The following is a 21,174-nucleotide window of genomic DNA, read 5'->3' as shown; positions in this document are numbered from 1 at the left end:
GCCGTACGGGCGATCAGATCAGTGTTGTTTGATGAAATAGTACTTCAGGTCTGTCATGTCCTGCGGGTCTTTGCCCGTAAAGCCCCCAACCCAGGGCTTTACCAGGCGCACACTTACGCGGTAGTAAACTGGCACAATTGGTGAGTCTTTGTCGAGTTGTGTTTCAGCCTGCTGATACAGGTCGGCACGCTGCGCCTCACTGCCCGCCGTCAGCGTTTCCTTCATCAGACGATCGAAGGTCGCGCTGCTGTAAAACGCGGTGTTGATCGAGGCGTTGCTGATTAGCATATTCAGGAAGGTTGAGGGTTCGTTGTAATCGGCACACCAGGTAGCACGGACCACGTCATATTGCGCCTGATGGCGGGTCTCCAGCATGGTTTTCCATTCCTGATTCTGCAGTGTCACTTTCGCGCCAAGGTTTTTCTGCCACATCGAGGCAGCTGCAATCGCCTGCCGTTTGTTCTGATCTGAGGTGTTATAGAGCAGCGTAAAGGTCAGCGGATGGGCAGCATCGAAGCCTGCCTCGGCCAGCAGCTTCTTCGCGGCGTCATTACGCTGCGCCTGCGTCCAGGTGAACCAGGCAGGCGGCGTGAGTTTGATACCGGCGGTGAAAGGCGGTGTCAGGCTATAGGCGGGAATTTGTCCCTGGGCCATGATCTTATTGGCAATCACTTCGCGATCGAGGGTCATTTTCAGCGCGGCACGAACCCGTGCATCGGTGAACGGCGCCTTTTTATTGTTAATTTCGTAGTAGAACGTACAGAGCAATGGACTGACTTTCACTTCGTCGCCCAGCTCTTTGCGTAGTTTGCCAAACATCTCCGGCGGCACCGCACTGTTGGTCATATCCGTGCCGCCGCTGCGGTAGCGATTGATATCACTGTTTTCAGAGGCGATAGGCAGAAATGTCCCCTGCTCAATGACCGTATGGGCATTGTCCCAGTATTGTGGATTGCGTTTCAGGACGATTTTTTCATTGACGATCCAGTCGTCCAGCGTATAAGCGCCGTTACCAATGTAATGACCCGGACGCGTCCAGGCTTCACCCCACTGCTTAATGGCCGGTTCATAAACCGGCTTCATCGCGGTATGCGCCAGCATCGCGACCAGGTAAGGCACTGGTTCACTCAGGGTAATCTGCAGACGATGGGCATCCAGCGCTTTCACACCCAGTTGATCAGGTGACGCTTTACCGGCAAGGATGGCATCGATATTGGCAAAATGGGCTGCCTGCGGATAGCTTGAATAAGGCGACGCCGTTTTCGGGTCCACCAGGCGACGCCAGCTGTAGACGAAATCATTCGCGGTCACCGGCTCACCATTGCTCCACTTTGCATCATCCCGCAGATTAAAAATCCAGACGGTAGGTTGCGGATTCTCCCAGCTTTTGGCGACGCCTGGCACGACCTGACCGCTGTTGTCAGTATTGACCAGTCCGTCCAGCAGATTTTGAATAATATTGGACTCCGGCACGCCTTCAGTTTTATGCGGATCCAGTGAAGAGACTTCGCTTCCGTTATTAATCACCATCTGCTGTTGCGCAGCCAGTGCCGTTTCCGGCGGAACGGTGGCGGCATAGGCCGGTGAAAACGCCAGTAACAGAACACCTGCGAGTGAGGACCGCTTTTGCTGCAAGTTCTTTATCCCAATCATCCGAAACGCCAACCTTATTTAAGTATCCCGATAGGCTTAAGCAAAAAGCGTTCTCACTTTGGGCTTTCAGAGAAAAAATTCACGTTAAGCCAAAAATTATCAGAAGGCGTTAAGGGGCGCCAAAGCAAAATAACGAAAATGTTAACTAATTCTCTTTTATCATGAGATGTCACGAAGCGGAAGTGTTAATTTTCGTTCTGAAAATTTCATATCAATATGAAAAATAGGCGTTTTAGCCGGAAAGCTCTTTGCGAAGCAGGATCAGGTGACAAATTGTGCCTGTTTTGGCATTCATACTGATAAATCTGGCTTCAGCATGATGAAATTCAGGCTTACCGTAATATTGTGGCGGATTATGAGGCAGAGTTAAAAGTGCAGAGGAGAATATCGTGTGAAAATAGTGACATTATTTCCCACGAAAAAGTCTGTGAGCAAACACGCAGTAATGAAATTTATAATCGTGCCTCTATTTTAAGTATCGCGAATAATTGCATCGTAATAGTGCAATGAAAGGCCATTTTGCACCATTACGGATCATTACTTCATTTCATTGCCTGAAATAAGTGAGGGTTTAATTCAGCAGACCGGGAAAAATAGACTTCATACCGGTTACAACAAATTCAATGCCCAGTGCCATCAGTAACAAACCCATGATACGGGTAATGACGTTGATGCCGGTCTGGCCGAGAATACGCACCATTAATGGTGCAGCCCTGAACAGTAACCAGCAACAGAAGGCAAAGATAGCAATTGCCAGGGTAAACCCCATCAGGTTCAGCCAGCTGTGATAACGGGTACTCCAGACGATTGTCGAGCTGATAGCACCTGGCCCCGCCATCAGTGGCAGCGCCAGAGGCACAACGCCCACGCTTTCACGGATCGCCGTTTCTGACTTTTCCTGCTTGTTCTGCTTATCCTCACCCAGCTTGCCGCTGATCATCGACATCGCAATGGTGACGACCAGAATCCCACCCGCAATGCGGAAAGAGTCAATCGAAATACCGAACACATGCAGAATCGCATCGCCCAGAAAAAGTGACGTCCAGAGAATGATGGCCACCGCAAGATTAGCGGTAAGGTTAGTTTTATTACGCTCAGCCACGCCCTGATATCGGGTCATGCTGATGAACACCGGAATAATGCCCACTGGATTGACCAGCGCAAAGAGCCCGACAAAAAATTTTATATAGCCTGATAAATCTAACAGCGCAGGGTTCACGACTTTAACTCCGTACCACAGGGGGGAAACGCGCCTAATGTATGTGAAAACAGACCCGTACACCAGATGCTGAGCCAGCTATTTATATAGATGAATGAACGCTCCTTTAGCGCTTTACACCAGAGATTAAAAAGTGACTGGATTTAGACGCTACCAGGCTGACTGCCAGCATGTGAAAGTCCATTTGAGCTGATAAAGGATCAGCGCCGTGCTGAAAGGTGTCAGCCTGCGGTTAAATTGATCTGCATCAAAATTGACCTACCCCAAACCAGGTAATATTTTCACAACGGAAGTATTAGCGGCATCAATGAAAACGTCTTCACAGACAACGCAAGACTTATTCAGTAAGCAGTTGAAAATCCTGTCATTACATCCTGATATAGCGCATTTTTTGAGCATAGCTATACTCAGGGCGCAGGATTGTTTACTAAAAAAGTTTAACTTCCTTCAGGAGAACACCATGGCCGTAACCAATGTCGCTGAACTCAATGCACTGGTTGAACGTGTAAAAAAAGCCCAGCGTGAATATGCCAATTTTTCTCAGGAACAGGTCGACGCCATATTTCGTGCCGCCGCCCTCGCTGCCGCAGATGCCCGCATCCCCCTTGCTAAGATGGCTGTTGCCGAATCCGGTATGGGCATCGTCGAAGACAAAGTCATTAAAAACCATTTTGCTTCAGAATATATCTACAACGCCTATAAAGATGAAAAGACCTGCGGTGTGTTAGCCACCGACGATACTTTCGGCACCATCACCATCGCCGAGCCGATTGGCCTGATTTGCGGTATCGTCCCGACTACTAATCCAACTTCAACCGCCATTTTCAAAGCCTTAATCAGCCTCAAAACCCGTAACGGTATCATTTTCTCGCCACATCCACGTGCCAAAGACGCGACGAATAAAGCGGCAGATATCGTCCTGCAGGCCGCGATTGCCGCCGGTGCGCCTAAAGACATTATCGGCTGGATCGACGCCCCATCTGTTGAGCTGTCAAACCAGCTGATGCATCACCCCGATATCAACCTGATTCTCGCCACTGGTGGACCGGGAATGGTGAAAGCGGCTTACAGCTCCGGCAAACCGGCAATTGGTGTGGGTGCCGGTAATACGCCGGTGGTGATTGATGAAACCGCCGATGTGAAACGTGCCGTTGCGTCAATTCTGATGTCGAAAACGTTTGATAACGGCGTGATCTGCGCCTCAGAACAATCGGTAATCGTGGTTGATTCGGTCTATGACGCAGTGCGTGAACGTTTTGCCAGCCATGGTGGTTACATGCTGCAGGGCGCCGAGCTGAGTGCAGTTCAGAATATCATCCTTAAAAACGGCGGCCTCAATGCGGCCATCGTGGGTCAACCGGCATTTAAAATTGCGGAGATGGCCGGGCTAACCGTACCAGCAGACACGAAAATTTTGATTGGTGAAGTGAAACTCGTGGATGAATCTGAACCTTTTGCCCATGAAAAACTCTCCCCAACGCTGGCGATGTATCGGGCGAAAGATTTCCAGGATGCGGTTAATAAAGCGGAGAAACTGGTCGCGATGGGCGGTATCGGTCACACCTCCTGCCTTTATACCGACCAGGACAACCAGACTGAGCGCGTGCACTACTTCGGCGACAAAATGAAAACTGCGCGTATTCTGATCAACACGCCGGCTTCACAGGGCGGTATCGGTGACCTCTACAACTTTAAACTGGCCCCCTCTCTGACGCTGGGTTGTGGTTCATGGGGCGGTAACTCTATTTCAGAAAACGTCGGTCCAAAACACCTGATTAATACCAAAACTGTCGCCAAGCGAGCTGAGAATATGTTGTGGCATAAACTTCCTAAATCCATCTACTTCCGTCGGGGTTCACTGCCTATTGCGCTGGAAGAAGTGGCAACGGATGGCGCGAAACGTGCCTTTATTGTCACTGACCGTTTCCTGTTCAACAACGGCTATGCCGACCAGGTCACCCGCGTGCTGAAATCACACGGCATCGAAACCGAAGTCTTCTTCGAAGTTGAAGCTGACCCGACGCTGAGCATCGTGCGTAAAGGTGCCGAGCAGATGAACAGCTTCAAGCCTGATGTCATCATCGCACTGGGTGGTGGTTCCCCGATGGATGCCGCGAAAATCATGTGGGTGATGTACGAACATCCGGAAACCCACTTCGAAGAGCTGGCGTTACGTTTCATGGATATCCGTAAACGTATCTACAAATTCCCGAAAATGGGCGTAAAAGCACGGATGGTGGCCATCACCACGACCTCCGGGACCGGTTCAGAAGTCACACCGTTCGCCGTGGTGACCGATGACGCGACAGGTCAGAAATATCCACTCGCTGACTATGCATTGACCCCGGATATGGCGATTGTCGATGCTAACCTGGTGATGGATATGCCGCGTTCACTCTGCGCCTTTGGTGGTCTGGATGCAGTGACCCACGCGCTGGAAGCCTACGTTTCTGTGCTGGCAAATGAGTACTCTGATGGGCAGGCACTGCAGGCACTGAAACTGTTAAAAGAGAATCTGCCAGCCAGTTATGCTGAAGGCGCGAAAAATCCGGTTGCGCGTGAACGTGTCCACAACGCTGCTACTATCGCCGGCATTGCGTTCGCCAACGCCTTCCTTGGGGTCTGTCACTCAATGGCGCACAAACTGGGTTCAGAATTCCATATCCCTCACGGCCTGGCTAATGCGCTGTTAATCTCGAACGTTATTCGCTACAACGCCAATGACAACCCGACTAAACAGACCGCTTTCAGCCAGTATGATCGTCCGCAGGCCCGTCGTCGCTACGCTGAAATTGCGGACCATTTAGGTTTGAGCGCGCCGGGCGACCGCACTGCGCAAAAAATCGAGAAGTTACTGGCATGGCTGGATGAGATTAAAACTGAACTGGGTATCCCGACCTCCATCCGTGAAGCGGGTGTGCAGGAAGCGGACTTCCTGGCAAAAGTCGACAAACTGGCCGATGATGCCTTTGATGACCAGTGTACCGGTGCTAACCCACGTTATCCGCTGATTGCTGAGCTGAAACAGATTATGCTCGACACTTTCTACGGTCGTGAATTTGTTGAACCGTTCTCAAGCGTCGCTCAGGCGGTTGCTGAGCAGCCGGTTAAAGGAATCAAGGCTGATAAGAAGGCGAAAAAGGTCTGATAATGACCCGCTGACACTGTGATAAGAAAACCCGCCACGGCGGGTTTTTTATTACCTGAAAAGAGGGTTACGGCAGCGGAGTCTGTGCACCATGAATCGCCTGTAACGAGCCCTGCTCTATCGCCTGTTTATAGTGCTTACGACAGACGGAGATATAACTTTCGTTACCGCCAATCACGACCTGCTCACCTTCACTGAACGGTTTACCTTCACTATCCAGTCGCAGCACCATGCTGGCCTTGCGGCCGCAGTGACAGATAGTTTTAAGCTCAACCAGCTTATCAGCCCATGCCAGCAGATACTGACTGCCCACAAACAGTTCACCCCGGAAATCAGTTCGCAAGCCATAACAGAGCACAGGGATGTCCAGATCGTCCACGACATCAGAGAGCGCTTTGACCTGTTCCCGGGTCAGGAACTGACTCTCATCAACTAACACGCAGTGAATAGGCTGCACAGCATGTTCAGCAGCAATTTCACTGTAAAGTGCAGTCTCTGCATTGTAGAGCATAGCGGGAGACGAAAGTCCGATGCGGGAACTCACCTGCCCGGCACCAAAGCGATTATCGATCTCAGCGGTGTAGACCAGTGAACGCATGCCGCGCTCCTGATAGTTATAGGAAGATTGCAGCAGTGCAGTTGATTTCCCTGCATTCATGGCAGAGTAATAGAAATAGAGTTGGGCCATAGGAACGTATCTTCATCGGGACTGAACAGAATGGCGCGCATATTAACACAAAGCGCAGGGAATACGTTGACGCCGATGGAGGAATAGAGCGTAATGCCCGCCGGCTTACCGTTAAACAGGCAGTTTATGACGACCGTCAGGTGCGTCAGGAAAGAGAATAAGTTTTGCTTATTTTAACTGCAATGCAAGCAATGACATTTTTGTTACTGCCTTAAATACATTAAATTTATTTCATATCACACTAAGCGAAAATATTTTTCATTCGGCATAATTATGAATTATTCCCCCTCAGGTTATTTTAATTTCCAGCGTTATTAGCCGTGATCATTTTTTTTATGATTGAAGTTATTTAACGTCACCACTACTATTAGCGGGCAACACAACTTTCCCCTTATTCAGAGACCAGGACAATGAGCGAAGCACTAAAAGTTCTTAATAATATCCGTACGCTGCGCGCCCAGGCCAGAGAGTATTCCGTAGAAACACTGGAAGAGATGCTGGAAAAACTGGACGTGGTGGTAAAAGAACGCCGCGAAGAAGAGTCGCATTTTCAGGCAGAAAATGAAGAACGCACGCGTAAACTTAATCAGTATCGTGAAATGTTGCTGGCCGATGGAATCGACCCGAATGAACTGATTAACGCCCAGGCCGCGACTCCCCGAACTGCGGCAAAAGCTAAACGCTCAGTGCGCCCGGCTAAATATGCTTATACCGATGAAAAAGGTGAGTCCAGAACATGGACCGGTCAGGGACGTACACCTGCGGTGATCAAAATAGCACTGGAAGAACAGGGTAAAACGCTGGACGATTTTTTACTGAAACAGTAAACAGTGCCGCGACATTAGTATCAGCCTGATGCGCAAAAAAAAGGAAGCAGACGCTTCCTTTTTTCTTTAAATCAGACGCTGTAAAAATCCCGATACCAGTCAACGAATTTTTTAACGCCCTCTTCAACACCGGTCTGCGGTTTAAAACCAATGGCCTCAAACAACGCGCTTGTATCCGCACTGGTTTCCAGTACATCACCGGGTTGCATCGGCATCAGATTTTTATTCGCAGTAATACCCAGTGCTTTCTCAATCGCTTCGATATAGCTAATCAACGTAACAGGCTGACTATTACCAATGTTATAAACACGATATGGGGCTGAACTGGTTGCGGGTGAACCGGTTTCAACGGTCCAGTGATCATCCTTCTGAGGTATAACATCCTGCAGACGAACAATCGCTTCAGCAATATCGTCAATATAGGTAAAGTCGCGTTTCATCTGGCCCTGGTTATAAACATCTATCGCTTCACCGGCAATCATTGCGCGCGTGAATTTGAATAATGCCATATCCGGGCGGCCCCACGGCCCATAGACGGTAAAGAAGCGCAATCCGGTTGTCGGCAACTGATAAAGATGCGAGTAAGTATGCGACATGAGCTCATTGGCTTTTTTGGTCGCCGCATATAATGATACCGGATGATCAACGCTGTCTTCCGTTGAGAACGGCATCTTGCGGTTCAGACCATAAACTGAACTGGATGAAGCATAGAGCAGATGTTCAATTTTATGATGACGGCAGCCTTCAAGGATATTGAGGTGACCGATCAGATTAGCGTCTGCGTAGGCATGAGGGTTTTCGATGGAATACCTGACACCAGCCTGAGCGCCAAGGTGAATAACGCGCTGGAACCTGTTCTGGCCGAACAGTGATGCCATTGCATCACGGTCCGCCAGATCCATCTCAATAAAGGTAAAACCTGGGTTGGCTTTAATTAAATTGAGACGGGCATGCTTGAGATTTACGTCATAATAATCATTCAGGTTGTCGATACCGACAACCTGGTGACCGGCGGCCAGCAGACGCTGACTAACATGAAAACCAATAAAGCCTGCGGCGCCGGTGACCAGAAAGTTCATAAATCCCTCGTTAATTATGCAGTTTGAATAGACGCTCCGCGGCCGATTGCATAATAAACGAAACCGCGTTTGCTGATACGCTCTGGATCATACAGGTTACGACCATCAAAAATCACGGCTTCTTTCAGCGCATTTTTGATAATGTCGAAGTCAGGCGCACGGAAGTTTTGCCACTCCGTACAGATGACCAGACCGTCTGCACCCTGCAGGGCTGCTTCTTTGGTCCCCATCAGCTTCAGATCGCTGCGGTGACCATAGATACGCTGCGCTTCGTCCATTGCTTCAGGGTCAAACGCCTGAACAGAAGCGCCCGCTTCCCACAGCGTTTCCATCAGCACACGGCTTGAGGCTTCACGCATGTCGTCCGTATTAGGCTTGAATGACAGACCCCAGAGTGCAAACGTTTTACCTTTCAGATCGTCGCCAAAATGACGCTTAATGAAGGTAGGCAGTTTATTTTTCTGGTTGTCATTCACATCTTCCACGGCCTGTAACAGACGTGGCTGATAGCCAATAGACTCCGCGGTACGGATCAACGCCTGCACATCTTTCGGGAAGCAGGAGCCGCCGTAGCCACAGCCAGGGTAGATAAAGTGGTAGCCAATGCGGGGATCTGAACCGATGCCCTGGCGTACTTTTTCAATATCCGCACCTAAACGTTCAGCCAGGTTAGACATCTCGTTCATAAAGCTGATTTTGGTTGCCAGCATGCAGTTAGCGGCATACTTAGTCAGCTCTGCGCTGCGGATATCCATCATGATCATGCGATCGTGGTTACGGTTAAACGGCTCATAAAGCTCACGTAACAGCTCTACCACGTCGTCGTTGTCAGTACCGACAACGATACGCTCCGGACGCATGCAGTCATTAACTGCAGCACCCTCTTTCAGGAATTCAGGGTTTGAAACCACATCAAATGTGATGTTGGCATCACGCGCTTTCAGCGCTTCCGTCATTACCGCACGAACTTTGTCTGCTGTGCCAACCGGAACGGTTGATTTGTCGATAACCACTTTGTGATCGTTCATATGCTGCGCAATGGTGCGCGCTACGGCGGTCACATATTTCAGATCGGCAGAGCCGTCTTCATCCGGTGGAGTACCGACTGCAATAAACTGCATAACACCATGGTTTACGCCCAGCTCAGCATCAGTGCTGAACTTCAGACGACCCGCTTCGTAATTGGACATTACCAGCGGCGTTAAACCTGGTTCGAAAATAGGAATGATGCCTTTTTTCAGATTTTCGACTTTGTTTTCGTCGACATCAATGCAGAGAACGTCATGTCCGACTTCGGCTAACACCGCAGCCTGAACCAGACCGACATAGCCGATACCAAATACAGTGACTTTCATCGAGTTATCCTGTGTTTATGAATTACTTTTTGTTGCCAACTGCGCCATCGAGCCATTCAGAAAAATCTTTGCCCAATACCGGATGACGAACACCGTACTCAACGAAAGCCTGCATGTAGCCCAGCTTGTTACCGCAGTCATGGCTCACGCCTTTCAGGTGGTAAGCTTCGACAGTCTCTTTTTCCATCAGCATGGCAATGGAGTCAGTGAGCTGAACTTCACCGCCTGCACCTGGAGGGGTTTTCGCCAGCAGTGGCCAGATCTCTGAAGAGAGAACATAACGACCGACTACAGCCAGGTTAGAAGGTGATTCTGACGCTTTAGGCTTCTCAACCACACCGACCATCGGCGCGCTGTCGCCTGGGTTCAGTTCTGCGCCCTGGCAATCAACAACACCATAAGCGGTCACATCGGCAACCGGCTCAACCATGATCTGGCTGCGGCCAGACTCTTCATAACGGCTCAGCATTTCTGCCAGGTTATCTTTGGTTGGGTTGGATTCGTATTCGTCGATGATGACGTCTGGCAGGATAACGGCAAATGGCTCATCACCGATCAGTGGGTGTGCACACATCACTGCGTGACCCAGACCTTTGGCAATGCCCTGACGAACCTGCATGATGGTAACGTGTGGCGGGCAGATTGACTGGATTTCGTCCAGCAGCTGACGCTTAACACGTTTTTCCAGCATGGATTCCAGTTCGAAGCTGGTATCAAAGTGGTTTTCGATGGCATTTTTTGATGAATGCGTTACCAGCACAATTTCATTGATGCCAGCAGCGATACACTCGTTAACGACATACTGGATTAACGGCTTATCAACCAGCGGTAACATCTCTTTTGGAATCGCTTTGGTAGCCGGGAGCATACGCGTGCCCAAACCCGCTACCGGGATTACCGCTTTTTTTACTTTGGTATTATTGGCAGACATTAAGATACCTCTCTCATAGGCCGTTCAAGTTAATACTTGATATGTCGGTTTAAATTCGGAAATGAGTATATCAGCTAGTATCGAACGGATTTATCCTGGAAGGCATGAAACCGTCGAAATTAAGACTATTACCCAACTGTAAAGCTAAACTCTGGCCCTGTCCTCAGCACCAGAATCTTTCGTTTTTTAGCCCTTATTCTTCGGTCGACAGCATCAGCCGGATGCGCCCGCCCGCGCCCCACACATGGCATTGCCAGTTATCAGCACGCTGACTGATTTGGTTCAGATGGGTGCTGCCCATAGTGCCAAGAGGGACGCCATTGCTGAGCTGAATCTGATGGGTATGAACATGAAGTGTGGCGTTTAATCCGGCGGAAACCAGGATCAAGTTTTTTAAACCGCGGTGATAGTAACCAACCAGCAACGGGAACTGACCGCTGAGATTTGCCTGACGGAGTAACAGATTAACCTGTCTGAGCAATCCATTAAGCTCTGGCAGGCGCTGTTTTTGTCCGGTCAGCTGCTCCTGTAACAGACCATTGAACAGAGCCCGCAACAGCAACGCCGCCAGCACGCCATTGTCACCGGCGCGCGTGACGTCCAGACAGTAAAATGCCAGATCTTTATCGGAGAGCGCCGCGATATCAAGCACCAGTCCGGGCTGCTCAGCCATTGTCAGCTGGCGGTAGTTAACCCGACAGTTGGCAATCGTCTGTTGTACCGGAGGCTGGAGTTGCTTAAGCAGCTTGGCAGCCGCTTTGGGATCGCGAACCAGCGCATCCCAGTCCTGGAACAGTTGCTCATCCTCTTCCACTTTCGAGGTGAACATAGAGGGATAGAGACACTCATAGACCGCTTCACGGAAGCGTTCAAAGTTTTTCAGCGGTTTCAGCAGCACATCCTGCACCCCAAGACGCAGTACGTGAGCGATATCAGACATGTTTTCAGTGGCCGAAATGATTAAAATCGGCACCACATTGCCACGGGTGCGAATATGCTCAACAAACTGGATGCCGCTCATGCGAGGCATTTCCAGATCGCAGATAATCAGGTCGACAGTATGCTGTTGTAGTTGTGTAATTGCGTCCAGACCGTCTTCCGCTTGTAACGTCACAGCACCCATCGATAACAAAAATTGGTCCAGCAACGAACGGAAAACAGCCTCATCTTCGACAATGAGTATCTTTTTGCCGAGTAGTGGTTTTTCCATTCTTTCCCCCTGCGTACCAGATATTTCAATAGTGGTTCATAAAACGCAGTTGCGCCTTTCAGAATTGCCCGAAGTCACCGCTTTGAATGAACAACTTCATTATCTGCCACGGACCAGTGGTAATAGTTCATCCATTTTCTTCTCTACGGCCGCCCTGCCTGCCTCGATAGCCTCTTCAGCACGATGAAAGTCCAGCGTCGAAATTTGCGGACAGACCGGCTGTATTAAAACGTCGGGTGGATCGCCTGCCATACGGTTCATCTTCAGGCGATTCTCCAGCACCTGGATTGAGGTGGACATAATCTCCATCGCGCCAGGCGACTGAGATGCACGGCGCTGGGTGAAATTCACCAGGCGCTGTCGCAGTTTCCCACCCCAACTCAATGCCGCTGCTGCGGCTTCTTCTTCGCTGTTCTGAGGCGTAACGGAAAAGAGATCCTGTTGCATTAAATGCGCGTCATGCTGTAAATCAACGGCAATAACAATGTCTGCGCCCAGGGCACGCGTCAGTGAGACTGGCACCGGATTGACCACGGCACCATCTACCAGCCAATACCCATTGTAGCCCACTGGTGGTAATAAACCTGGCATACTACAGGATGCACGCACGGCCTGATGTAAATCGCCCTCAGTGAGCCAGAGTTCACGACCGGTACTGAGGTTGGTCGCCACCACGCCAAAAGGTTTATGGCACTGCTCAATCGCATCGTTAGGGATAAGCTGACGAACATGGTTGAAAACCCGCTCGCCGCGTAAAAGTCCGCCACGCTGCCACGAGACATCCATCAGACGAATAACATCCCAGTAGCGGAATGCACTGACCCATTTCTGCATCAACGGCAAACGATTATTCACATAGGCAGACCCAACCAGTGCGCCGACTGAGCAACCTGCAACAACGTCAATCTCAATGCCAGCGCGCTCCAGGGCGTTGATCACACCAATGTGTGCCCATCCTTTGGCCGCTCCAGACCCCAGAGCCAATCCAATTTTTACTTTTCTCATTTGTATCTGGTCCTGCCGTCAATACGTAGCGTCACAACGTGGGGTCAGCTAACATAGCGCGCCTGTGAAATCGACTCATCATTCTCTGGAGATAATGTGTCAGAAACCTGCCCATGTTGTAGCGGAGAGCAGTATAGCGTATGTTGCGAGCCCTTTCTGCAGGGCAACCAAATTCCTTTTACAGCTGAACAACTTATGCGATCCCGTTATTGCGCTTATGTTCAGCATAATGCGGAGTATCTGGTTGCGACCTGGCATCCTGATAAACGCCATCCCGGCCTGTCAGGGCTTTTATCTGAAAGTTTCCCGGGTACCGTTTGGCTTAGCCTGAATGTAACCCGTTGTAATCATGGAAGCCATGAGAACGAAGCTTTCGTCACCTTTTTTGCGCGATACCGCGAGAACGACAACATTCATGCCATTCATGAGTGTTCACGCTTTCTTCGCGAGGATCAACGCTGGTACTATGTTGACGGTACAGCACCGCCCATGGGGCGTAACGATCCCTGCCCATGTGGCAGTGGCAAAAAATACAAAAAATGTTGTGGTTAAGCTGATGGCTGCCCCAGCGGTTTACCCCTAATGCTTTGACAGGACTCTGATTGAGATGCAAGCGCAAACCATGCAAAGAAAAGTTTTACGAACCATTTGTCCCGATGCAAAAGGTCTGATCGCCAAAATCACCAATATTTGTTACAAGCACGAACTCAATATCGTGCAGAACAATGAGTTTGTTGATCATCGCACCGGGCGTTTTTTCATGCGCACCGAGCTGGAAGGGATTTTCAACGACAACACCCTGCTCGCCGATCTCGACAGCGCTCTGCCACAGGGTTCAGTGCGTGAACTGCACAGCGCCGGTCGTCGTCGCGTAGTGATTCTGGTCACCAAAGAAGCGCACTGCCTGGGCGACCTGTTAATGAAGAGCGCCTTTGGCGGCCTGGATATGGAGATCGCGGCAGTCGTCGGTAATCACGATACGCTGCGTTCGCTGGTTGAGCGTTTCGATATTCCCTTTGTGCTGGTGAGTCATGAGGGTCTGACGCGGGAAGAGCACGATAACCGCATGGTGGAAGAGATTGATCGCTATCAGCCCGACTACGTGGTGCTGGCAAAATATATGCGTGTCCTGACGCCTGCTTTTGTGCAGCGTTATCCGAACCAGATCATCAATATTCACCACTCGTTCCTGCCCGCCTTTATCGGTGCCCGCCCTTATCACCAGGCTTATGAGCGTGGCGTGAAGATCATCGGTGCCACCGCGCACTATGTGAATGACAATCTCGATGAAGGCCCCATCATCATGCAGGATGTGATCAACGTCGATCACAGCTACACCGCTGATGAGATGATGCGCGCCGGTCGCGACGTAGAAAAGAATGTTCTGAGCAACGCACTCTACAAAGTTCTGGGGCAGCGCGTCTTCGTTTATGGCAATCGCACGATTATTCTTTAATCAGCCAGCGTGCTGAATTGTCTGCAGATTCAGCGCTACGCGTAAAAAGTGGGCAAACAGATGTTGTTTTGCCAGTGGGCGCTTTACACCTTTATCGCATTTGGTATGATGCGCCCCGCTTTAAGAGAGAAAGATTCAGGCCATGGTGGGATTCCCGAGCGGCCAAAGGGAGCAGACTGTAAATCTGCCGTCACAGACTTCGAAGGTTCGAATCCTTCTCCCACCACCATCTGAATCTGAAACATCTTAAGCCACGTCAATATATCCCTGGTGGGATTCCCGAGCGGCCAAAGGGAGCAGACTGTAAATCTGCCGTCACAGACTTCGAAGGTTCGAATCCTTCTCCCACCACCATCCTGCATATCGCACACGAATCCCAAAAAACTACCCAAGCTTCCTGTTCTGCGGGGAGAGGGATGAGAACCTTCGATCAAGGTTCGTGTCGAGCATTGCGAGACAACGCGCTTCAGCGCGGCCCGCAGGGTGAGGCGCAACGCGCCGAATAATCCTTCTCCCACCACCATTCTGCATATCGCACATGAATCCCAAAAAACTACCCAAGCTTCCTGTTCTGCGGGGAGAGGGATGAGAACCTTCGATTAAGGTTCGTGTGCAGCATCGCGCTTCTGCGCTACCCGATAATTCCTTACCCGCTTTCGACCAATCTTCCCCTGTTCTGCCATGACTTTTTGCATAAAAATCGTTACCATCTCCGGCTATCACTTGCTGAACAATGGTCGATCTCATGAAATTTGTTTCATTTAACATCAATGGGTTGCGCGCCCGCCCGCACCAGCTTCAGGCGCTTGTCGAACAGCATCAGCCGGATGTGATCGGTCTGCAGGAAACCAAAGTTCATGATGACATGTTCCCGCTGGAAGAGGTGTCAAAGCTCGGTTATCACGTCTTCTATCATGGACAGAAAGGCCATTATGGCGTGGCATTGCTCACCAAAGCTCAGCCCGTGTCGGTCAGTCGGGGATTTCCGGATGATGATGATGAATCCCAGCGCCGTCTGATCGTCGCGGAAATCCCCAGCCCGATTGGCGATATCACCGTAATTAACGGCTATTTCCCACAGGGAGAAAGTCGTGACCATCCCACAAAATTTCCGGCTAAAGAGAAATTCTACCGCGATCTGCAACGTCTGCTGACCGACGATCTGCCTGCTGATAAGCCGGTTCTGATTATGGGCGACATGAATATCAGCAGCACCGATTTGGATATTGGTATTGGTGAGGATAACCGTAAGCGCTGGCTGCGCACCGGCAAATGCTCATTCCTGCCGGAAGAGCGCGAATGGATGGATCGCCTGCTGAGCTGGGGACTGGTTGATACCTGGCGTGTGCACAATCCGGAAGTGGCGGACCGTTTCTCATGGTTCGATTACCGTTCGAAAGGGTTTGATGATAATCGCGGGTTACGTATTGATCTGGTGCTGGTAAGTAAAAACCTGGCGTCACACTGCGTCGAGACCGGCATTGATTATGCTATCCGGAGCATGGAGAAACCTTCTGACCATGCACCCATCTGGTCAACCTTCCGCTTTTAACTGACGGTCGCGTGGCAGAGCGCCACGCGACGGCTATTTCACAATCTTCCAGAGCAGGTTGTTGGTGCCAATGGAGTGTTCATCACGGGTGCATTGCAGTAACACACCCTCTGATTTCACCACCGCACCTTCCGTATAATTACGGTTCTCAAAGATACAGCAGCGAAGACAGTCTGGCTGACGTCGCTCAGCCTGCGTCCAGGCTTCGGGGGGGATATCTACTACCACGTCAGTATTCCCACCGCTGTTACCCTGTGGTGGCATCGACTGATAACGACTGTTCGCCTGCGCTGCGCTGGTCGCCAGCGTCAGGGCGATGACCAGTAATACTGAATAACGCCTCATTCCGTCTCCTTCACTTTACGCCTGGTTTTGCGCACCGGACGTTTCTGTCCGGTGGACGGTAATCCCCGAAATGCATGCGCCGCAGGCTGCTGTCGCGCCTGCTGGATAAGCGTCGTTAAGGTCTGCACCAGCGGCTGCATGAACTCATCATAGCGGCAGGCCTTTTCACTGATACGCGTCAGTGTCGATTCCCACTGCGCGGTCATATCCGGGCGGGCAGCCAGATCGGGCAACGAGTGAATCAGGGCACGTCCGGCATCAGTCGAATTGATGTAACGGCCCTTCTTCACCAGGAAGCCACGACGAAACAGTAATTCGATAATGCCGGCGCGTGTGGCTTCCGTTCCTAAACCATCGGTCGCACGCAGCACTTTCTTTAATTCTTTATCCTGGACAAAACGGGCAATACCGGTCATGGCGGAAAGAATGGTGGCATCGGTAAACGGGCGCGGCGGTTGTGTCTGCTTCGCCAGCACCTCGCCCCGCTCGCACAGAAGCTCATCCCCTTTTGCCACCACCGGCAGCGGCATACCATCATTCTCTTCATCCCGCTCCTTACTGCCCAGCATCGCGCGCCAGCCTGCTTCTGCAAGAAAACGCGCTTTCGCCACGAATTTTCCGCCCGCAATATCAAGGTCGATGACGCATTTGCGGAACACGGAATCGGGGCAGAACTGCATCAGATACTGGCGCGCCACCAGCTCATAAATATTCTGCTCGTTTTCACTGAGCTTAACCGCGCTGGAACGCGCCGTGGGGATAATGGCGTGGTGGGCATCCACTTTTTTATCGTCCCAGCAGCGGTTTCTGCGATCGGCATCGAAGTCTCCGGGCGGGATCAGCTGCGACTGATGGGCTTGTATCGCCTTTAATACCGCATGTCGACCGGCAAAATGCTCTTCCGGCAGGTAGCGGCTGTCTGAACGGGGATAGGTAATCAGTTTATGCGTTTCATAGAGCCGCTGGCAGGTATCCAGCACCGTCTGCGCACTCAGCCCGTAGCGTTTAGCCGCCTCGATTTGCAGGCTGGAGAGGGAGAATGGCAGCGGAGCCACTTCATTTTCACGCTTATCACTGTAAGCGGTGACCGTTGCAGGCTGGCCGGTAATGCGCGCCACCACATGATCGGCCAGCGCACGCTTGAGCAGACGGCCCTCTTCATCCTGCCACGGCTCACAGGCTTCGCTGGGGATCCAGCTGGCGATAAACTGAGTGCCATCAGGCGTTATAATATGGGCCTTCACTTCGAAGTAATCTTTCGGCACGAAGTTTTCGATCTCTTCATCGCGCCGGACGACCAGCCCCAGCACCGGCGTCTGTACGCGGCCAACCGACAGCACACCGTCATAGCCCGCATTACGCCCGAGAAGTGTCCAGGCACGGGTCATGTTAATGCCGTAGAGCCAGTCAGCACGCGCGCGGGCCAGCGCGGAAACGCATAACGGGATAAACTCGCGATTCTCACGCAGGCGGTTTACCGCCCGGTCCACCGCCTGAGGATTGAGATCGTTGATCAGGCAGCGCTGCACGTTTTTACGTTTTTCTGGTGACAGATTCAGGTAATCGAGTACCTCATCCACCAGCAACTGCCCTTCCCGATCCGGGTCACCGGCATGCACCACTTCGCTCGCCTGCGCCAGCAATCCCTCAACCACTTTCAGCTGCTTCGCGACCGAGGGACGAGGTTTAAGCTGCCACTTTTCCGGAATGATCGGCAGATCGGCCAGCGACCAGCGCGCATAACGGCTGTCATAACTGTCAGGTTGTGCCTGCTCCAGAAGATGGCCTACGCACCAGGTGACGATCTGATCGTTGCCGCAGGCAATGAATCCATCACCGCGTCGATGCGGTTTCGGTAGCACATCCGCGATAGCACGCCCAAGGCTCGGTTTTTCCGCAATAAACAAACGCATTGAATCAGGTAATCCTTAACATCAGGGGAACACGTTGATAACCGGTTATTCGCTGTCGGTTTGCATCTCGCGGGCTATGTTAGCCTGGCTGCTCTTCTGGCGTAAGCATGATACGCGGTGTTAGCGATCGTTCGCACAGGAACCGTGCAAAAGGCAGGGCTGAAGAGCACCCTGCCCGAACCCGCAGACAATCAGAAGTAACGGACGAAAGGCGCAGTGTCTGGCGGGAGCACAGTAGTGCTGGATTTCAGTTGCGGCGTGCCCAGATAGAGGAAGCCGACGATAGCATCCTGCTCGCGGCAGCCAAAGGCCTGGCGTACCTGCTCGTCATCGGTCCAGGCACCACTGCGCCAGATACCGTTGAAGCCCTGGGCCACGGCCGCCATCTGCATCGCCATCACGGCACAGCTTGCTGAGGCGATCTGTTCCCAGCGCGGCACTTTATGGTGCTCTTCGCAATGCGCCACTACCGTGATGATCATCGGCGCGCGAAACGGTGCCTGGCTCGCTTTGTTAATCGCCTTTTCATCCAGCTGATTATCGCGTGCTGCTTTCTCCAGCAGCTGGCTCATCCGGTCGCGGCCCTCATTTTCTACAATGATAAAACGCCAGGGCTGCAGCGTCCCATGATCCGGTGCGCGCATGCCAGCCCGCAGAATGTTTTCCAGCGCGTCACCTGCCGGTGCCGGCTCGGTCAGGCGTGAGGCCGAACGTCGGTTGACCAGTAATTCAAGTGCGTCCATGTTTCTCTCCCGATCTCTGTAATGTGGCCGTTATCCTGGCACAGGCAGATTTTTTGTAACAGTGCACAGTGATTTCCTGCTGACTTTTAACACGCCGCTCTTTAGGATGAGCTCGTCGTGGAAGTCTGGTCCGCGCGGCGGCCACTTCCTGCTACATATTTATGGAGAGTCTGATGCGCACATTGTGGCGAATAATTGCAGGTCTGTTCCGCTGGAGCTGGCGGGTATTGAATTTTATCAGGGAATTTATTCTGAATATTTTCCTGATTTTGTTGATTGTGGTGTGTGCAGGGATCTGGCTGCAGGTCAGCGGATCAGGCGGCAGTTCAGCGCCGGTTCAGCAAGGCGCACTGAAAGTCGATCTCAGCGGCGTACTGGTGGATAAACCCTCAGTGAGCAATCGTCTGAGTAAAATCGGCCGCCAGCTGCTGGGTGCCAGCAGTGACCGTTTACAGGAAAATTCGCTGTTTGATGTGGTCGACGCGATTCGCCAGGCAAAAGGCGACAGCAACATTAAAGGCATCGTGCTGGATTTACGCGAATTTGCCGGCGGTGATCAGCCTTCGCTGCAATATGTCGGAAAAGCACTACGGGAATTCCGTGACAGCGGTAAGCCGATTTATGCACTGGGCGACAGCTACAGCCAGGCGCAGTACTACCTTGCCAGCTACGCCACTAAAATCTATCTGTCGCCGCAGGGCGGCGTGGATCTGCATGGTTTCGCCACCAACGGGCTTTACTACAAAACGCTGCTGGATAAGCTGAAAGTCACCTCACACGTTTTCCGTGTCGGGACTTATAAATCCGCGGTAGAACCGTTCCTGCGTGACGATATGTCCCCTGCTGCACGGGATGCTGACAGCCGCTGGGTCGGTCAGCTGTGGCAGAATTACCTGAATACCGTGGCGGCCAATCGTCAGATTACGTCTGAGCAACTCTTCCCGGGCGCAGCGGCAATCATTGCCGGATTGAACGCGGTGAAAGGCGATACCGCGCAATATGCACTGGACAATAAGCTGGTTGATACGCTGGGTTCCCGTGCAGCAGCGGATGAAGAACTGATAAAGACCTTTGGTCTGGATAAGCAGAGCAATGATTATCGCAGCGTCAGCATTTATGACTACAGCGTGAAACCGGCTGGCTCTCAGCAGGATGGCAACATCGCCGTCGTCATGGCCAGCGGAGCCATCATGGATGGCGAAGAGACGCCGGGCAACGTCGGTGGCGACACTACGGCAGCTCAGATTCGCGATGCGCGTCTTGATCCGAAAATCAAAGCGATCATTCTGCGGGTAAACAGCCCGGGCGGCAGCGTCACGGCTTCTGAAGCCATTCGTGAAGAGCTGGCAGCGGCTCAGGCCGCGGGCAAGCCGATTGTGGTTTCAATGGGCGGTATGGCGGCATCCGGTGGTTACTGGATCTCAACACCCGCCAGCTACATCGTGGCGAACCCGAGCACGCTAACCGGCTCGATTGGTATCTTTGGCGTGATCAATACGCTGGAGAACAGTCTGGACAGCATTGGCGTGCACACAGATGGTGTCGCGACCTCCCCGCTGGCGGATATCTCTACCACCAAAGCGTTGCCAGCCGAAGTTCAGCAGATGATGCAGCTGACCATCGAAAATGGCTACCGCAACTTTGTGGGTCTGGTGGCGAAGTCGCGTCACAAAACACCAGAGCAGATTGATGCCATTGCCCAGGGCCACGTCTGGACCGGCAGCGATGCAAAAGCCAATGGTCTGGTTGATGCGCTGGGTGACTTTGATGATGCCGTGAAGAAAGCAGGCGAGCTGGCGAAAGTCGATAAACCTATGCTGAGCTGGTATCAGGATGACCCGAGCTTCCTGGATATGATGCTGAGCCAGATGAACGCGTCTGTGCAGGCAGTATTGCCGGATACGCTGAAAGCCTGGCTGCCAGCGCCGATGCTGGATGTGATGAGTGCCATGAAAGCCCAGCCGGGTCTGTTTGACAAACAAAACGATCCTCAGAACCGTTACGCCTTCTGCCTGAACTGCGGCGAAGTGCGATAAACCTCTCAGCCCGG

The 21,174-nt window shown here is 51.8% G+C and carries 17 protein-coding genes, 2 tRNA genes and 1 other RNA gene; 9 read left to right on the top strand and 11 right to left on the bottom strand.

The window, feature by feature from the left end:
• Positions 1 to 18: 18 nt before the first annotated feature.
• Together IAI47_RS09065 and IAI47_RS09060 are read right to left on the bottom strand one after the other, a co-directional pair.
• Entirely contained in the window at positions 19 to 1,653 is a 1,635-nt protein-coding gene (locus IAI47_RS09065) for an ABC transporter substrate-binding protein (protein WP_008925292.1), read from the bottom strand.
• 571 nt (positions 1,654 to 2,224) lie between these two features.
• Complete coding sequence (locus tag IAI47_RS09060; RefSeq protein WP_003853931.1) at positions 2,225 to 2,872, bottom strand: YchE family NAAT transporter; 648 nt, start codon at positions 2,870 to 2,872, stop codon at positions 2,225 to 2,227.
• A 460-nt stretch (positions 2,873 to 3,332) separates the two neighbouring features.
• Between IAI47_RS09060 and adhE the strand changes: the two genes are divergently transcribed.
• A complete protein-coding gene (adhE, locus tag IAI47_RS09055) occupies positions 3,333 to 6,020 on the top strand; it encodes a bifunctional acetaldehyde-CoA/alcohol dehydrogenase (RefSeq protein WP_008925293.1) in 2,688 nt (895 codons plus the stop codon).
• 67 nt (positions 6,021 to 6,087) lie between these two features.
• On the opposite strand, the gene tdk is transcribed toward adhE, so the two are convergent.
• Entirely contained in the window at positions 6,088 to 6,708 is a 621-nt protein-coding gene (gene tdk, locus IAI47_RS09050; RefSeq protein WP_033743064.1) for a thymidine kinase, read from the bottom strand.
• Between the two features lie 410 nt (positions 6,709 to 7,118).
• Between tdk and hns the strand changes: the two genes are divergently transcribed.
• Positions 7,119 to 7,535, top strand: a complete 417-nt coding sequence (hns, locus tag IAI47_RS09045; protein WP_003852241.1) for a histone-like nucleoid-structuring protein H-NS — start codon at positions 7,119 to 7,121, stop codon at positions 7,533 to 7,535.
• Between the two features lie 71 nt (positions 7,536 to 7,606).
• Here hns and IAI47_RS09040 read toward each other — a convergent pair whose 3' ends face one another.
• The 5 genes from IAI47_RS09040 to rssA all read right to left on the bottom strand — a co-directional run bounded on the left by IAI47_RS09040 (position 7,607) and on the right by rssA (position 13,115).
• Positions 7,607 to 8,614 (bottom strand): NAD-dependent epimerase, encoded by a 1,008-nt coding sequence (locus IAI47_RS09040; protein WP_008925295.1) that lies wholly within the window; start codon positions 8,612 to 8,614, stop codon positions 7,607 to 7,609.
• Between the two features lie 14 nt (positions 8,615 to 8,628).
• Positions 8,629 to 9,969 carry a UDP-glucose/GDP-mannose dehydrogenase family protein gene (locus tag IAI47_RS09035; RefSeq protein ID WP_003852248.1) on the bottom strand — a complete coding sequence of 447 codons (1,341 nt, stop codon included), beginning with the start codon at positions 9,967 to 9,969 and terminating at the stop codon, positions 8,629 to 8,631.
• 22 nt (positions 9,970 to 9,991) lie between these two features.
• The gene (gene galU, locus IAI47_RS09030) at positions 9,992 to 10,900 is read right to left on the bottom strand and encodes a UTP--glucose-1-phosphate uridylyltransferase GalU (RefSeq protein WP_008925296.1); all 909 of its coding nucleotides are present in this window, start codon (positions 10,898 to 10,900) and stop codon (positions 9,992 to 9,994) included.
• A 193-nt stretch (positions 10,901 to 11,093) separates the two neighbouring features.
• Entirely contained in the window at positions 11,094 to 12,110 is a 1,017-nt protein-coding gene (gene rssB / locus IAI47_RS09025) for a two-component system response regulator RssB (protein WP_187961270.1), read from the bottom strand.
• Positions 12,111 to 12,209: 99 nt separating this feature from the next.
• Positions 12,210 to 13,115 (bottom strand): patatin-like phospholipase RssA, encoded by a 906-nt coding sequence (rssA, locus tag IAI47_RS09020; RefSeq protein WP_003852252.1) that lies wholly within the window; start codon positions 13,113 to 13,115, stop codon positions 12,210 to 12,212.
• A 96-nt stretch (positions 13,116 to 13,211) separates the two neighbouring features.
• Here rssA and IAI47_RS09015 point away from each other — a divergent pair, with 96 nt between their 5' ends.
• The 6 genes from IAI47_RS09015 to xthA all read left to right on the top strand — a co-directional run bounded on the left by IAI47_RS09015 (position 13,212) and on the right by xthA (position 16,123).
• Positions 13,212 to 13,667, top strand: a complete 456-nt coding sequence (locus tag IAI47_RS09015) for a YchJ family protein (protein ID WP_008925297.1) — start codon at positions 13,212 to 13,214, stop codon at positions 13,665 to 13,667.
• Between the two features lie 55 nt (positions 13,668 to 13,722).
• Positions 13,723 to 14,571 (top strand): formyltetrahydrofolate deformylase, encoded by an 849-nt coding sequence (purU, locus tag IAI47_RS09010; protein ID WP_003852258.1) that lies wholly within the window; start codon positions 13,723 to 13,725, stop codon positions 14,569 to 14,571.
• Positions 14,572 to 14,715: 144 nt separating this feature from the next.
• Positions 14,716 to 14,800: transfer RNA gene (locus IAI47_RS09005), tRNA-Tyr, on the top strand.
• A 40-nt stretch (positions 14,801 to 14,840) separates the two neighbouring features.
• A tRNA-Tyr gene (locus IAI47_RS09000) sits at positions 14,841 to 14,925 on the top strand.
• 41 nt (positions 14,926 to 14,966) lie between these two features.
• A non-coding RNA gene (locus IAI47_RS08995) (RtT sRNA) lies at positions 14,967 to 15,094 on the top strand.
• Positions 15,095 to 15,316: 222 nt separating this feature from the next.
• Positions 15,317 to 16,123, top strand: coding sequence for an exodeoxyribonuclease III (gene xthA, locus IAI47_RS08990; protein WP_033743070.1), 807 nt, complete (start codon positions 15,317 to 15,319; stop codon positions 16,121 to 16,123).
• Between the two features lie 33 nt (positions 16,124 to 16,156).
• Here the strand turns inward: xthA and IAI47_RS08985 are convergent, their stop codons facing one another.
• The 3 genes from IAI47_RS08985 to IAI47_RS08975 all read right to left on the bottom strand — a co-directional run bounded on the left by IAI47_RS08985 (position 16,157) and on the right by IAI47_RS08975 (position 19,124).
• On the bottom strand, positions 16,157 to 16,468 hold the full coding sequence (locus IAI47_RS08985; RefSeq protein WP_008925299.1) for a DUF1496 domain-containing protein: 312 nt from the start codon (positions 16,466 to 16,468) through the stop codon (positions 16,157 to 16,159).
• Positions 16,465 to 18,381: a DNA topoisomerase III gene (locus IAI47_RS08980; protein WP_008925300.1), complete on the bottom strand. Its 1,917-nt coding sequence runs from the start codon at positions 18,379 to 18,381 to the stop codon at positions 16,465 to 16,467. The genes IAI47_RS08985 and IAI47_RS08980 overlap by 4 nt, the downstream gene beginning before the upstream one ends.
• A gap of 191 nt (positions 18,382 to 18,572) precedes the next feature.
• A complete protein-coding gene (locus IAI47_RS08975; protein WP_008925301.1) occupies positions 18,573 to 19,124 on the bottom strand; it encodes an NAD(P)H nitroreductase in 552 nt (183 codons plus the stop codon).
• Between the two features lie 173 nt (positions 19,125 to 19,297).
• Between IAI47_RS08975 and sppA the strand changes: the two genes are divergently transcribed.
• Entirely contained in the window at positions 19,298 to 21,160 is a 1,863-nt protein-coding gene (gene sppA / locus IAI47_RS08970) for a signal peptide peptidase SppA (protein ID WP_008925302.1), read from the top strand.
• Positions 21,161 to 21,174: the final 14 nt, after the last annotated feature.

The sequence above is a fragment of the Pantoea sp. MT58 genome (assembly GCF_014495885.1).
GTDB lineage: Bacteria > Pseudomonadota > Gammaproteobacteria > Enterobacterales > Enterobacteriaceae > Pantoea > Pantoea eucalypti.
Note: the sequence above shows the minus strand (reverse complement) of the source record. Positions and strands in the feature narration are given on the sequence as shown.